General features: G+C 62.1%; 13 protein-coding genes. 11 read left to right on the forward strand and 2 right to left on the reverse strand.

The window, feature by feature from the left end; all coding sequences use genetic code 11:
• Positions 1 to 12: 12 nt before the first annotated feature.
• Positions 13 to 1,257, forward strand: coding sequence for an MFS transporter (locus C9411_RS18380; protein WP_107227610.1), 1,245 nt, complete (start codon positions 13 to 15; stop codon positions 1,255 to 1,257).
• Positions 1,258 to 1,491: 234 nt separating this feature from the next.
• The gene (locus tag C9411_RS18385; RefSeq protein WP_063988994.1) at positions 1,492 to 2,001 is read left to right on the forward strand and encodes a DUF1097 domain-containing protein; all 510 of its coding nucleotides are present in this window, start codon (positions 1,492 to 1,494) and stop codon (positions 1,999 to 2,001) included.
• On the opposite strand, the gene C9411_RS18390 is transcribed toward C9411_RS18385, so the two are convergent.
• Positions 1,981 to 2,964 carry a LacI family DNA-binding transcriptional regulator gene (locus C9411_RS18390; RefSeq protein WP_107227611.1) on the reverse strand — a complete coding sequence of 328 codons (984 nt, stop codon included), beginning with the start codon at positions 2,962 to 2,964 and terminating at the stop codon, positions 1,981 to 1,983. The two genes, C9411_RS18385 and C9411_RS18390, sit on opposite strands and share 21 nt — an antisense overlap.
• Before the next feature lie 268 nt (positions 2,965 to 3,232).
• Between C9411_RS18390 and idnO the strand changes: the two genes are divergently transcribed.
• From idnO to menE, 8 genes are all read left to right on the forward strand, one after another.
• Positions 3,233 to 3,997 (forward strand): gluconate 5-dehydrogenase, encoded by a 765-nt coding sequence (gene idnO / locus C9411_RS18395; protein ID WP_107227612.1) that lies wholly within the window; start codon positions 3,233 to 3,235, stop codon positions 3,995 to 3,997.
• A gap of 22 nt (positions 3,998 to 4,019) precedes the next feature.
• Entirely contained in the window at positions 4,020 to 5,051 is a 1,032-nt protein-coding gene (idnD, locus tag C9411_RS18400) for an L-idonate 5-dehydrogenase (protein ID WP_107227613.1), read from the forward strand.
• 81 nt (positions 5,052 to 5,132) lie between these two features.
• Positions 5,133 to 5,444 (forward strand): stress response protein ElaB, encoded by a 312-nt coding sequence (elaB, locus tag C9411_RS18405; protein WP_025160172.1) that lies wholly within the window; start codon positions 5,133 to 5,135, stop codon positions 5,442 to 5,444.
• A gap of 380 nt (positions 5,445 to 5,824) precedes the next feature.
• Positions 5,825 to 7,507, forward strand: a complete 1,683-nt coding sequence (gene menD, locus C9411_RS18410; RefSeq protein ID WP_107227614.1) for a 2-succinyl-5-enolpyruvyl-6-hydroxy-3-cyclohexene-1-carboxylic-acid synthase — start codon at positions 5,825 to 5,827, stop codon at positions 7,505 to 7,507.
• The gene (gene menH, locus C9411_RS18415; RefSeq protein ID WP_107227615.1) at positions 7,504 to 8,274 is read left to right on the forward strand and encodes a 2-succinyl-6-hydroxy-2,4-cyclohexadiene-1-carboxylate synthase; all 771 of its coding nucleotides are present in this window, start codon (positions 7,504 to 7,506) and stop codon (positions 8,272 to 8,274) included. The genes menD and menH overlap by 4 nt, the downstream gene beginning before the upstream one ends.
• An 11-nt stretch (positions 8,275 to 8,285) precedes the next feature.
• Positions 8,286 to 9,143, forward strand: coding sequence for a 1,4-dihydroxy-2-naphthoyl-CoA synthase (gene menB / locus C9411_RS18420; protein WP_063989000.1), 858 nt, complete (start codon positions 8,286 to 8,288; stop codon positions 9,141 to 9,143).
• Positions 9,143 to 10,126, forward strand: a complete 984-nt coding sequence (gene menC / locus C9411_RS18425; protein ID WP_063989001.1) for an o-succinylbenzoate synthase — start codon at positions 9,143 to 9,145, stop codon at positions 10,124 to 10,126. Before menB ends, menC begins: the two co-directional genes overlap by 1 nt.
• Positions 10,114 to 11,499: an o-succinylbenzoate--CoA ligase gene (menE, locus tag C9411_RS18430; RefSeq protein ID WP_063989002.1), complete on the forward strand. Its 1,386-nt coding sequence runs from the start codon at positions 10,114 to 10,116 to the stop codon at positions 11,497 to 11,499. The genes menC and menE overlap by 13 nt, the downstream gene beginning before the upstream one ends.
• Positions 11,500 to 11,541: 42 nt before the next feature.
• Here the strand turns inward: menE and katA are convergent, their stop codons facing one another.
• The gene (gene katA / locus C9411_RS18435) at positions 11,542 to 12,978 is read right to left on the reverse strand and encodes a catalase KatA (protein WP_063989003.1); all 1,437 of its coding nucleotides are present in this window, start codon (positions 12,976 to 12,978) and stop codon (positions 11,542 to 11,544) included.
• 338 nt (positions 12,979 to 13,316) lie between these two features.
• Between katA and C9411_RS18440 the strand changes: the two genes are divergently transcribed.
• Entirely contained in the window at positions 13,317 to 13,856 is a 540-nt protein-coding gene (locus C9411_RS18440; protein ID WP_025303646.1) for a YfaZ family outer membrane protein, read from the forward strand.
• The last annotated feature ends 20 nt before the right edge of the window (positions 13,857 to 13,876 follow it).

A 13,876-nucleotide genomic window follows, 5' to 3' on the forward strand; every position in this document is an offset into this window, starting at 1 on the left:
CGGGAGTTGAACATGTCAGAAAGTATCGCCGTTGAAGAAACGGCTAAAGCGAAGTCGGGAACATCGCATTTCGCTATTTTGCTGTTTCTGGCGTTGGCATTGATGTCAGCGCTGTTGAACAGCAGTGCGCCGACGCCGCTTTATCCGCTTTATCAACATGAGCTGGCGTTGAGTTCGGTCAGCCTGACGATTATCTACGGCGCTTATGCCGCCGGCGTGCTGATTTCGCTGTTCGGCGTAGGCAATATGGCGGGGAAAGTAAAAGACCTGCGCAGCATGATCGTGCCGGCGCTATTGGTGGTGTTGCTTGGTGCGCTGCTGTTTTCGGTGGCGTCGTCATTCTTCATGATGTTTATGGCACGGCTGCTGGCCGGTGTCGGCACCGGCGCCCTGACCGGTGCGGCGAATATCGCGTTGGTGCGATTCGGGCCGCAGGACGGCGGAAAAAATGCGGCGTTGATCGCGACGCTGTCCTTTACCACCGGATTGGCCCTGGGCCCTATCTTTAGCGGCGTCGCACTGCAGACCGGTTTTCATACCACGTCGTTGCCGTTCATCATCATCATGGCCATTGCCGCCGTCGCCGCATTGGGCGTGATGCTGCGCTGGCCGCGAGAAGCGGTGGCGGCGCAGGCCGGTAGCGCAGCGGCGGAAAACGCGCCGATGGCGAAGCGTTCTCTGGCAGATGGCCTGCGCGCGACCGGCGGTAAATTCTTCTTGTGTGCCGGGGCGCTGTTTATTTGCTGGGCGGTCGCCGCCAGCATTCTGGCGATAGGGCCGAGCGTCGCCGAAAAACTGTTGAATATGCAGAACCGTGGCGTCTTTGGCTATGTGGTCGCCGTCTATCTGGTGATTGCCGGCATCAGCCAGATTTTGAGTCGTCGCATCAACGCCCGCCATTCGCTGTTGTTCGGCTGCCTGGCCCAGGCTTTGTCGGTCGGCGTGTTCGCCGTGGCGATTCAGATCCATTCGCTGGCGCTGGCCGCCGCAGGCATGGTGATCGCCGGTTACGCCTATGGCGCGATCTTCGTCGGCAGCGCCACGCTGGTGAATCTGATTTCACCGAAAGCCAGTCATGCGCGTTTGATCTCCCTGTTCTACGTGATCGCTTATATCGCTAACTGGGTGCCGATTCTGTTGGGCGTTGTGATCGACCATGCCGATTTGCATTTGGCGACCCACTTGTTATTCCTGAGCAGCGCCGTGATTTGTTTGATGTTGAGCGTCATGGTAACGCGTGCGGGCTTCCCACGCTGAAACCTGCGTTCGGGAGGGGGCGACTGGCGTCGCATGTTGGCATTTCATTTGAGATCGTGATTTCCCTGGTGTTGTGTTATTCCAGCGTGCTCGTCACGCTGGCTTTTTTTTGTGATAAATCTCACTTTTGCGGTATTTTCATTTCCATATTTGCATTTTTATCGTGATTTTAATCACGAAAAAATAACGCGCTTCGGGTAAACTGCGCGCTTTATTTTTGCCGCGGGTCACTTTATGAACGTTCTTTTCGCCATTGCCGTTACGACCGGGATCCTGTCCGGCGTGTGGGGATGGGTTGCCGTCAGCCTGGGGCTGATCGGTTGGGCCGGTTTTCTCGGCTGCACGGCGTATTTCGCCTGCCCGCAGGGCGGGCTGAAAGGGCTGTTGATCGGCGCGTTGACCTGCTGCAGCGGTGTCTTCTGGGCAATGGCGATCATCCACGGCAGCGAACTGGCGCCGCAGTGGAATCTCTTGGGGTATCTGCTGACCGGCGTCGTGGCGTTCCTGATGTGCATTCAGGCCAAACAGCAGTGGCTGGGGTTCGTGCCCGGCACCTTTATCGGCGCCTGTGCGACCTTCGCCGGCGGCGGCGATTGGCCGCTGGTGACGCTGTCCCTGCTGGTCGGCCTGCTGTTCGGCTATGCGATGAAAAACAGCGGGTTGTGGTGGGCGGCGCGCAGCGAAAAAGCCCGTGCCGCACAGCCGGTCAGCCCGAATGCCGGCTCAAACGGTGCCGCCGAGTGAGAGGTGGTAGTGCAGATCGTGGCGCTCGGCGCAGGGTTCGCCCGCGATCCGCAGCAGCAGCATTTCGGCGGCGGTTTTCCCCATCTCAAAGCGCGGCGTGATCACGCTGGCGATGCCCGGCGTGGTCGCCTGGCCAATATCCAGGCCGTGAAAACCCGATAACGCAACCTCTTGCGGCACGCGCACGCCGAGGCGCAGGCAGGCCTGCAACACGCCCACCGCCAGATCGTCGTTGGTGCACAGGATACCGTCGAGCTGCGGGTAGCGTTCGAACGCCATCGCCAGCATGTCGGCGCCGATCGAAACCGAAGAGACCCGATGCGGCGTGATCTGACACGGCGTTTGCCCCTGAGACGCCATGGCGCGGCAGTAACCCCGATAGCGTTTATTGTCGCGGGCGTCCGACATGGCGCCAAAGTAAACGATATGCCGTTTGCCGCTGGCGAGCAGCGCTTCGGTCATGTCATATCCCGCCTGTTCATTATCGAACCCCACCGCAATCCGCCCTGGCGGCGCGTCGAGATCCATCACCTGCGCGAGGGGGATTTTGGCGGCGCCGAGGTAGGTCTCTGCGCGCAAGGTATGCGCAGAGTCGGTGAGGATAAGCCCGGCGATCGGGTAGCTCAGCAGCTGTGCGATCTGCTCTTCTTCCTGCTGCGGGCTGTAATCGTAGTTCACCACCAGCGTTTGGTAACCCCGCGCTTGGGTAACGGATTCGATGCCGGCCAGCAGGTCGGCGAAGATCTGGTTGTTGAAGGAGGGGATCAGTACGCCGATGCGCGGTTTTCTGCCGGCCTGTGCGGTATCGGCATCTGTGACGTTCAGCTCCCGCATGACCTGCGCAATGCGTTCGGCGGTGTCGGCCGCCACTTTTTCCGGCGTGCGCAGAAAACGGCTGACGGTCATTTTGGTCACGCCGGCCAATTGTGCGATGTCCTGTAGCGTAACGCGAGGGTGTTTCATTCGGTGGCCTTCACGGGCGGTGCGGCAAGGGCGGATAGCGGTATGTTAACAAATCGATTTGGCGATAACAACGAATGCGCTTCTATTGAAAATAGCTATTTTTCAATTGGATAGATGATTTTTACCCGCGAACTGCCTGCGTGAGATCACGTTAAGGGTAACAGGGTTTCGTAACATGATTTTCAGTGATTCCTATCACGTTTTTACCGGTAACAATCGGCTGAGATAGAGGCCTGTCCGATTGGAGGCCTGATGGCCGGGAATCACCATGAACAATCTATTTTCTCTGGATAACAAAACCGTCTTGATCACCGGCGCCTCGCGCGGCATCGGTTTTCTGCTGGCGCGCGGCCTGGCGCAGCAAGGCGCACATATTCTGGTCAACGCCACCACCGAAGAACATGCCCGGCATGCCGCCGATCGCCTGCGCGAAGAGGGGCTGCGTGCGGATGCGGCGGCGTTCGACGTCACCGATTCCCAGGCGGTGCATGCCGCCATCGACCGTATCGAAGCGGACATCGGCGCGATAGACGTCTTGATCAACAACGCCGGCATCCAGCGCCGTCATCCCTTCACCGAGTTCCCGGAGCAAGACTGGGACGACATCATCGCCGTCAACCAGAAAGCGGTCTTCATCGTGTCACAGACCGTGGCCCGTTACATGGTGCCGCGCCGGCGCGGCAAGATAGTCAATATCGGTTCGATGCAAAGCGAGCTGGGCCGCGACACCATCACCCCTTATGCGGCGTCCAAGGGCGCGGTGAAAATGTTGACGCGCGGCATGTGCGTGGAGCTGGCGCGCTACAACATTCAGGTTAACGGCATTGCCCCCGGCTACTTCAAAACCGAGATGACGCAGGCGCTGGCCGACGATCCGGCCTTCACCGCCTGGCTGACCCAGCGTACGCCCGCCGCGCGCTGGGGGGATCCGCAGGAGCTGATCGGCGCGGCGGTGTTCCTGGCCGCCGACGCCTCCGCCTTCGTCAACGGGCAGCTGCTGTTTGTCGATGGCGGCATGTCGGCGGCGGTGTAATCTTTTTTCGTGGAGTCTTGAGATGAAAATTCAAACCCAGTCCTGCGTGGTCAATGGCAAACGAGATGTGGCGGTGATCGCGCAAGAAGTGGATTACCGGGGGCAGGGAACGCTGGTGAAAATCAGCCGCGGCGGCATCTGCGGCTCGGATCTGCATTACTTCCAGGAAGGCAAGGTCGGCAATTTTCAGGTGCGTCAGCCGATGGTGCTGGGCCATGAGGTGATCGGCGAGGTGGTCGCCAGCGATTCACCGCGGCTGCCGGTCGGGCAGAAGGTGGCGCTCAATCCCAGCAAACCCTGCGGGCAGTGCAAATACTGTCTGGCGCAGCAAAGCAATCAATGCGTCGAGATGCGTTTTTTCGGCAGCGCGATGTATTTTCCGCACGTTGACGGGGCTTTTACCCAATACAAAGTGGTGGATAGCGCGCAGTGTGTCCCTTACGGTGCCGATCGCGACGACAGGGTGATGGTGTTTGCCGAGCCGCTGGCGGTGGCTGTCCACGCGGCGAAGCAGCCCGGCGACGTGGCGGGGAAAAAGATCTTCGTGTCCGGCGTCGGCCCGATCGGCTGCTTGCTGGTGGCGGCGCTGAAAGCGCTGGGCGCCGCCGAGATTGTCTGTGCCGATCTCAGCCCGCGCTGCCTGGCGATCGCCAGGCAAATGGGGGCCGATCGGTGTCTGCATGCCGCGGACGACGATGTGAGCGATTATCAGCAGGACAAGGGGTATTTCGACGTCGCCTTCGAAGTGGCGGGGCACCCGCAGTCGCTGCAGCGCTGCCTGGAGATCACCCGCGCCAAAGGCACCGTGGTGCAGGTGGGCATGGGCGGCAGCTTCCCCGATTTCCCGCTGATGTTGTTGATCGCCAAGGAGTTGAACCTGCTCGGATCCTTCCGCTTCGTGGCGGAGTTTGCGTTGGCGGTGGCGTGGCTGGCCGACGGCGTGGTCGATCCGCTGCCGTTGCTGTCGGCGGAGTTTGCCAGCGGGCAGCTGGCGCAGGCGCTGGAGTTTGCCGGCGATAAGCGCCAGGCCGCCAAGGTGCAATTGGTGTTTTAGGGTAAAAGTCCGATGGCCGCAGGCGGCGATCCTTGTCTATAGTGTAGGAACGCTTAATTTTTCAACCACGGAGATCTCACGATGGCAAGACATACGGATGCTGAGCAAACTACGCTGGATGACGATCTGAGAATGCTGACCGAGACGCTGGAAGAAGTGCTGCAATACACCGGCGATCGCGCGGATCAGGCTTACGTCGACATCAAGTCGCACGCCGAGCAGGCGCTGAGTGAGGTCAAGGCGCGCTGGGCGAACACCGGTGAATCCTACTACGCGCGCGCCAAAGAAGCGGTGCACCGCACCGACGACTACGTGCGGGATAAACCCTGGCACAGCGTAGGTATCGGCGCCACCGTCGGGCTGGTGCTGGGGCTGCTGCTGGCCCGTAAATAAATCACGGCATCGGGGCGGCGCAGGCCGCCTCGTGCTTTTCTGCAGGCAGTGTTGTTCATCTCGCCGTTTCCCCGCTAGCTTTCCCTGATCCCGCCTATACTTCCCGCAAGCCGCCGTCGGAGCGTCTCTATTTCCCTTGTTTTTGTATGGACGGATTGAGCTGGCGCCGCCGCAAGTGTAAAGTGTTTGTGTGTTTATTGTTTATTTTTTGTTCTAAATCAAATAATTATCTGGTGTAAACACCCAGGGATATACGGCGTTCTTGCGCTGGCGCAAAAGCCGTGAAAATAACACCTCATATAATACAGAGCGTAACTACAGGCGCGGCGTCCGTCGACTGCGCCGGAGACGATCTCTGCTAACTGACTTGTGAGCGAACTATGTCGACAAGTGTTTTTAATCGCCGGTGGGCGGCTGTGCTGCTCGAGGCGCTGGCCCGCCATGGGGTGCGGCATGTTTGTATCGCTCCGGGATCGCGCTCCACGCCGCTGACGTTGGCCGCCGCAGCCAACCGATCGTTTATCTGTCATACCCATTTTGATGAGCGCGGGCTCGGCCATCTGGCGCTTGGGCTGGCGAAGGCGGCGCGTGAGCCGGTGGCGGTGATCGTCACGTCCGGCACCGCGGCGGCGAACCTTTATCCCGCGTTGATCGAAGCCGGCCTGACCGGTGAGCGGCTGGTGTTTCTCACCGCCGATCGGCCACCGGAGTTGATCGACTGCGGCGCCAATCAGGCGATCCGTCAAAACGGCCTCTACAGCAGCCACCCGACGCTGGCGATCGAGCTGCCGCGCCCAACGCCGGATATTCCGGCCGCGTGGCTGGCCTCCAGCGTCGACAGCGCGATGGCGCGCTTGCAGCACGGCGCTTTGCATATCAACTGCCCGTTCGCTGAACCGCTGTACGGCGGCGACGAACGTCACTATGCCGATTGGTCCGCCGCGCTGGGCGACTGGTGGCAGAGCGATCGTCCGTGGCTGCAGGAAAGCGAGACACATGCGGCGCCATTGCCGCAGCCGCAGCCGGACTGGTTCTTCTGGCGGCAAAAGCGCGGCGTGGTGCTCGCCGGCCGCATGAGCGCGCAAGAGGGCGCACAGGTGGCCGAATGGGCCGCAACGCTGGGCTGGCCGCTGATCGGCGACGTGCTGTCGCAGACCGGGCAACCGCTGCCCTGCGCCGATTTGTGGCTCGCTGATCCGCAGGCGCAACGCGTACTGCAAGATGCGCAGCTGGTGGTGCAGTTCGGCGGCAGCCTGACCGGCAAACGCCTGCTGCGGTGGCAGGCGCAGTGCCGGCCGGAAGAGTATTGGATCATTGACGAGCTGCCGGGGCGGCTCGATCCGGCCCAGCACCGGGGACGGCGCCTGCGCGCCGGCGTGGTGCAGTGGTTGACGCAGCATCCGGCGCAACCGCGCGCGCCGTGGGCTGCCGGGTTGGCCGCGCTGGCGGATAAGGCGCTGACGGCGGCGTCCACGCATCTGCACGATAACTTTGGCGAAGCGCAGCTGGCGCACCGCCTGCCGGAACTGCTGCCGGAGAACGGCCAGCTGTTTCTCGGCAACAGCCTGGTGGTGCGGCTGATCGACGCGTTAACGACGCTGCCTGCCGCTTACCCGGTATTCAGCAACCGCGGCGCCAGCGGTATCGACGGTCTGATTTCCACCGCCGCCGGCGTGCAGCGCGCCACTGCCAGGCCGACGTTGGCGATGGTGGGCGACCTTTCCGCACTGTATGACCTCAATGCGCTGGCGCTGCTACGCCACTGTTCGGCGCCGACGGTGCTGATCGTCGTCAATAATAACGGCGGCCAAATTTTCTCGCTGCTGCCGACGCCGGAAGAGGATCGTCAGCGCTTTTACTGCATGCCGCAGAACGTCGAGTTCAGCCACGCGGCGGCGATGTTCCAGCTTGACTACGCGCGGCCGGAGAACTGGAGCCAGCTGCAACAGGCAGTTGAGCAAGGCTGGCGGCGCGGCGGCGCCACGCTGATAGAGCTGCAGGTGCCGCCGAGCACGGGGGCCGAAAGCCTGCAATACCTGGTGCAACAGATGGCGGTGCAATGATGCTGGCGACGCGAATTTTGCAACAGGGCGAAGCGGGCCGCCCGTGGCTGGTGTGGCTGCACGGCCTGCTCGGCAACAACAATGAATGGCGCGTGATCGCCGCGCGCTGCCCGGAATGGCCGTCGTTGGCCATCGATCTGCCTGGCCACGGCGATTCCGTGGCGGTGACCTGCCGCGGTTTCGACGACATCAGTGCGCAAATCGCCGCTACGCTGCAACTGCGCAATATCGAACGTTATTGGCTGGTGGGCTATTCGCTCGGCGGGCGCATCGCCATGTATCACGCTTGCCACGGCCGCCATGCCGGCCTGCAAGGGGTGATCGTCGAGGGTGGCAACCCAGGGCTGGAGGGCGAAGAACAGCGCCGCCGGCGCTGCGAGCAGGATGCGCTGTGGGCGGCGCGTTTTCGCAGTGAGCCGATCGCCGAGGTCCTGGCGGACTGGTACCAGCAGCCGGTGTTCAAAGAGCTCAGCCACGTGCACCGCCAGGCGCTGATCGCCGCGCGCTCGGTCAATAACGGCCCGGCGATCGCCGACATGCTCGAAGCCACCTCGCTCGGGCGGCAGCCCTATCTGGCGCCGCAGCTGCGCCAACTGAGCGTGCCGCTGCAGGTGCTGTGCGGTGAGAACGACCCCAAATTTCAACGGCTGGCGCGCGACGCCGGGTTGCCGTTGCGCATCGTGCCGCAGGCTGGGCACAACGCGCATCTGGCCAATCCGCAGGATTTCGTCGCCGAGCTGCAGACCTTTCTCGTTAACCCTGGTTAAAGGAACCGAACATGCTTTATCCGAATGAAGAACAGCTGTATGCCGCCATCGCCTGGCAGGATTGCACCGGCGATTTCGACGATATTCTGTATCACAAGTCCGCCGACGGCATCGCCAAAATCACCATTAACCGGCCGCAGGTGCGCAATGCGTTTCGCCCGCAAACGGTTAAAGAGATGATCGACGCGCTGGCCAACGCCCGTTACGACGACGGTATCGGCGTCATTATTCTGACCGGCGCCGGCGATAAGGCCTTCTGCTCCGGCGGCGATCAGAAAGTACGCGGCGACTACGGCGGCTATCGCGACGACAGCGGCGTGCATCACCTCAACGTGCTGGACTTCCAGCGCCAGATCCGCACCTGCCCGAAACCGGTAGTGGCGATGGTGGCCGGTTATTCGATCGGCGGCGGCCACGTGCTGCACATGATGTGCGATCTGACCATCGCGGCGGATAACGCCATCTTCGGCCAGACTGGCCCGAAAGTGGGCTCGTTCGACGGCGGCTGGGGCGCGTCTTACATGGCGCGCATCGTCGGCCAGAAGAAGGCGCGTGAAATCTGGTTCCTGTGCCGCCAGTACGATGCCGCTGCCGCGTTGGACATGGGCCTGGTCAATACCGTGGTGCCGTTGGCCGATCTGGAAAAAGAGACGGTGCGCTGGTGCCGAGAAATGTTGCAGAACAGCCCGATGGCGCTGCGCTGCCTGAAGGCGGCGCTGAACGCCGACTGCGACGGCCAGGCTGGTTTGCAGGAGCTGGCGGGCAACGCCACCATGCTGTTCTACATGACCGACGAAGGGCAGGAAGGGCGCAACGCGTTCAACGAGAAGCGTCAGCCGGACTTCAGCAAATTCAAGCGTAACCCGTAATGAGCGGGGTAAACCGCAGCGCGGCGCTTTACCGTTACAGCCTGCCGATGGAGGCGGGCGTGGTGCTGCGCAATCAGCGGTTGAAAACGCGTGACGGATGGGTGGTGCAGCTGCGTCAGGGCGAGCGTGAAGGCTGGGGCGAGATCGCGCCGCTGCCGGAATTCAGCCGAGAAACGTTGGCGCAGGCCGAACAGGCCGCGTTGGACTGGCTGCAGGCCTGGTTGGCGGGCAACGAACCGGATGACAGCACGCTGCCCTCGGTGGCCTTTGGGATTAGCTGCGCGCAGGCCGAGCTGGAGCAGCGCTTGCCGACGCAGGCGGATTTCCGCAAGGCGCCGCTGTGCACCGGCGATCCGGACGAGCTGTTCGAGATATTGAGCGCCTTGCCGGGCGAGAAAGTCGCGAAAGTGAAGGTGGGGCTGTATGAAGCGGTGCGCGACGGCATGATCGTCAACGTGCTGCTGGAGGCGCTGCCGGATCTGCGGCTGCGGCTGGATGCCAACCGCAGCTGGACCCGCGCCAAAGCCGACGGCTTCGCCAAATACGTCAACCCGGCGTGGCGCGATCGCATCGCCTTTTTGGAAGAGCCCTGCAAGACCCGTGATGAATCGCGCGATTTCGCCCAGGCGACCGGCATTGCCATTGCCTGGGATGAGAGCGTGCGTGAGGCGGATTTTGTGGTGCAGGCCGAGCCGGGTGTGGCGGCCATCGTGATCAAGCCGACGCTGGTCGGTAGCCTGACGTGCTGCCAGGCGCTGGTGGCGCAGGCGCATGCGGCGGGGCTGACGGCGGTGATCAGCTCCAGCATCGAGTCCAGCCTGGGGTTGACCCAGCTGGCGCGCATCGCCCGCTGGCTGACGCCGGACACCGTGCCGGGGCTGGACACGCTGGGGCTGATGCAGGCACAGGTGCTGCGGCCGTGGCCCGGCAGCGCATTGCCGCTGTTGGATATTTCGGCGCTGGAGTGCCTATGGCGCCGTTAAGCGATTGGCCGTGGCGGTACTGGGCACGCCTTCAACCGCAGGCGACGGCGCTGCTGCTCGGCGAACGGCCGCTGAGCTGGCTGGCGTTGCAAAGCCAGGTGGATGAGCTGGCGGCGGATTTTCAGCACCAGGGCGTGGAGCCGGGTTGCGGCGTGGCGCTGTGCGGTAAAAACAGCTATCCGCTGCTGTTGGCCTACCTGGCGCTGCTGCAATGCGGTGCGCGCCTGTTGCCGCTCAATCCCGCCTTGCCGACGCCGCTGCTGACGCAGCTGTTGCCCGAATTGGACATCACCTTTGCCTTCGGCCCGGATCCGTTGCCGGCGCTGCCGGAAGAGGTGATTCGATTGACGCCGCCCTCGACCGAGCCGCGTTGGTCGAACCTGCCGACGTGGGATGTGCGGCGTCTGGCGACGCTGACGCTGACCTCGGGCTCCAGCGGTATGCCGAAAGCGGCGGCACACAGCTACGCCAACCATTTGGCCAGCGCCGCCGGGGTGTTGCGGCTGATGGATTTTCAGCGCGAGGATTGCTGGCTGCTGTCACTGCCGCTGTTTCACGTCTCCGGCCAGGGCATTGTCTGGCGCTGGCTGGCGGCGGGCGCACGGCTGGCGGTGCGCGAGATGCATCCGTTGGCCGAGGCATTGGCGGGCTGCACGCACGCCTCGCTGGTGCCGACACAGCTCTGGCGGCTGCTGGCGCAACCGCTGACGGGCATGACGCTGAAAGAGGTGCTGCTCGGCGGCGCAATGATCCCGGTGGCGCTGACCGAACGGGCGGAGGCGGCGGGGATCCGCTGCTGGTGCGGCTACGGGCTGACCGAACTGGCTTCCACGGTGTGCGCCAAGCGCGCCGATGCGCGGCCAGGCGTCGGCCTGCCGCTCGGCGGCCGTGAGGTAAAACTGGTGGACGAAGAAGTCTGGATCCGCGCCGACAGCCTGGCGCTCGGCTACTGGCGTCATGGCCATCTGCAGCCGCTGGCCGATGAACAGGGCTGGTTTGCGACCCGCGATCGCGGCGCGATGGCCGAGGGAGAACTGCGTATTCTCGGCCGGTTGGACAACCTGTTTTTCAGCGGCGGTGAAGGGGTGCAGCCGGAGGATATCGAACGCGTGCTGGCGGCGCATCCGCAGATCACGCAGGTGTTTGTGGTGCCGGTGGCGGACGCCGAGTTCGGCCAGCGGCCGGTGGCGGTGATCGACGGCGAACCGTCACTGTCGCTGGCGGCGTTGCTCGCCTGGTCGCAGGATAAGCTGGCCAATTTCCAACGCCCGGCGGCGTTGCTCCCGCTGCCTGACGAGCTGAAAAACGGCGGCATCAAAATTTCGCGCCGCCAGTTGCAGCAGTGGGTGGCGCAGCGTCTCTCTCAGGCATAAAAAAGCCGCCCGAAGGGCGGCTGAGTGGATGGCAGCAGGGGGTTATTTCAACCCCAACGCCCTGGCGACGCCAGCGCCGTAGTCCGGGTGCACCTTGGTGAACAGCTCGACCTGACGGCGCTGGATGTGTTCCGGCACCTGCGACAGTTCGCCGGCGATGCGGGTGAACATGCGCTGGTGCTCTTCGGCGCTCAGCAGGTTGAACAGCGCGCGCGGCTGGCTGTAGTAATCGTCGTCTTCACGATGATTCCAGTGGTCGGCCGCGCCCTCAATGCTCAGCGGCGGTTCGCTGAAGTCCGGCTGCTCCTGGAACAGGCCGAAGCTGTTCGGTTCGTAGGTGGCACCGTTGCCGCTGTTGCCGTCCACGCGCATCGCGCCGTCGCGATGATAGTTGTGGAACGGGCATTTGGCGCCGTTCACCGGGATCTGGTGGTGGTTGACGCCCAAGCGGTAGCGGTGCGCATCGCCATAGGAGAACAGACGGCCCTGCAGCATTTTATCCGGCGAGAAACTGATGCCCGGCACCACGTTGGCGGGGTTCATCGCCACCTGTTCAACCTCTGAGAAGTAGTTGTCGGGGTTGCGGTTCAGCTCGAAATAGCCGACGTCGATCAGCGGATAGTCGCCGTGCGGCCACACCTTGGTCAGATCGAACGGGTTATACGGCGTCTGCGAGGCTTCGTGTTCCGGCATGATCTGAATTTGCAGCTTCCAGCGCGGGAAGTCACCGCGTTTGATCGCGTCGAACAGATCGCGCTGTGAGCTTTCGCGATCCTTGGCGATGATCGCTTCCGCTTCGTCATCCATCAGGTTTTCAATGCCTTGCTCGCAGCGGAAGTGGAATTTCACCCAGAAACGTTCGTTGGCGGCATTGATAAAGCTGAAGGTGTGGCTGCCGAAACCGTGCATATGACGGTAAGATTTCGGAATGCCGCGATCGCTGAAGTCGATGGTCAACTGGTGCAGCGATTCTGGCAGGTGGGAGAAGAAGTCCCACTTGTAGACGGGGTTGCGCAGGTTGGTATGCGGATCGCGTTTCACCACGTGGTTGAGATCGGGGAATTTCAGCGGATCGCGCAGATAGAACACCGGCGTATCGTTACCCACCAAATCCCAGTTGCCTTCTTCGGTATAGAACTTCATGGCGAAGCCGCGAATGTCGCGTTCGGCATCGGCGGCGCCGCGCTCACCGGCGACGGTGGAGAAGCGGATAAACATGTCGGTCTGTTTGCCGACTTCGGAGAAGATCTTGGCGCGCGTGTAGCGGGTGATGTCGTGGGTGACGGTAAAGGTGCCATAGGCGCCGGATCCTTTGGCGTGCATGCGGCGCTCGGGGATAACTTCACGGTCGAAGTGGGCCAGTTTTTCCAGGAACCACACGTCCTGCAACAGCATCGGGCCGCGTTTGCCTGCGGTGATCACGTTATTGTTATCGACAACCGGGGCGCCGGCTGCGGTGGTCAGTCCTTTCTTGCTCATCACTTGCTCCTTATCGTAGTGCAGTTAAGTAAAGACTCGGGCGGTTTAAGCGTTCATCAGCATAGTCCTTTGTCGGGGCTTCTTCCCCTGACCTTGGTCAAAGCCACTACTAGTTGTAGCTCTATTGCCGAGCGGCGGCAAATAGGTCTCGGTTATCGTTGGCATTGCCTTGACGAATATGGATTGTTGTTTGCAAATATTTACATTTATTTGATTATTGACGAATTTTTTCGCTTTTATCCCTTAAATACTCATTGCGCTTTGGTATAGACTCGTGACGTTATTATTATGCGTTGATTCGATCATTCGGTACGGATGACAAACCAGAGGGAAAGATGATGAAAAAGACTTGGGTCGCGTGCGCGGCAGGATTGCTGTTGGTGACCGGCGCGGCGAACGCCATCAGCGTGTCGGGCGAAGCCGGGCAACACTACACCAACCTGGGCGTTGGCATGAGCACCGGCTCTTCTGGTCTGGGCCTGACCGGCAACTGGGCGCGCAGCGACCACGACGGCAACGTCGGCAGCGTGGGGCTGAACTTCGGGGTGCCGCTGGGGCCGTTGACGGCGACCGTGGGCGCCAAAGCGCTGTACCTCAGCCCGAAAGACGGGAAGAGCGGCGGGGCGGTGGCGCTGGGCGGCGGCCTGGAGTGGGAGATCAACCGCTACTTCAGCCTGCACGGCGAAGGTTACTTTGCCCCTGACTCTTTCACCAGCGGCGTGAAGGCCTATAACGAAGCCAGCGGCGGTCTGCGCTGGAAGTTCCGCCCGCTGAGCGTGGACGTGGGCTACCGTTACATGCAGATGGAAGGCAAAGACGGGCGTCGCGACAATACGCTGGCCGATGGCCCTTACGTTGGCGTAGGTCTGAGCTTCTGACGCTACGAAAAAGGGGCCAT

This window comes from Serratia sp. Nf2 (assembly GCF_003028435.1).
In the GTDB taxonomy this organism is placed as follows: Bacteria; Pseudomonadota; Gammaproteobacteria; order Enterobacterales; family Enterobacteriaceae; genus Serratia; species Serratia marcescens_L.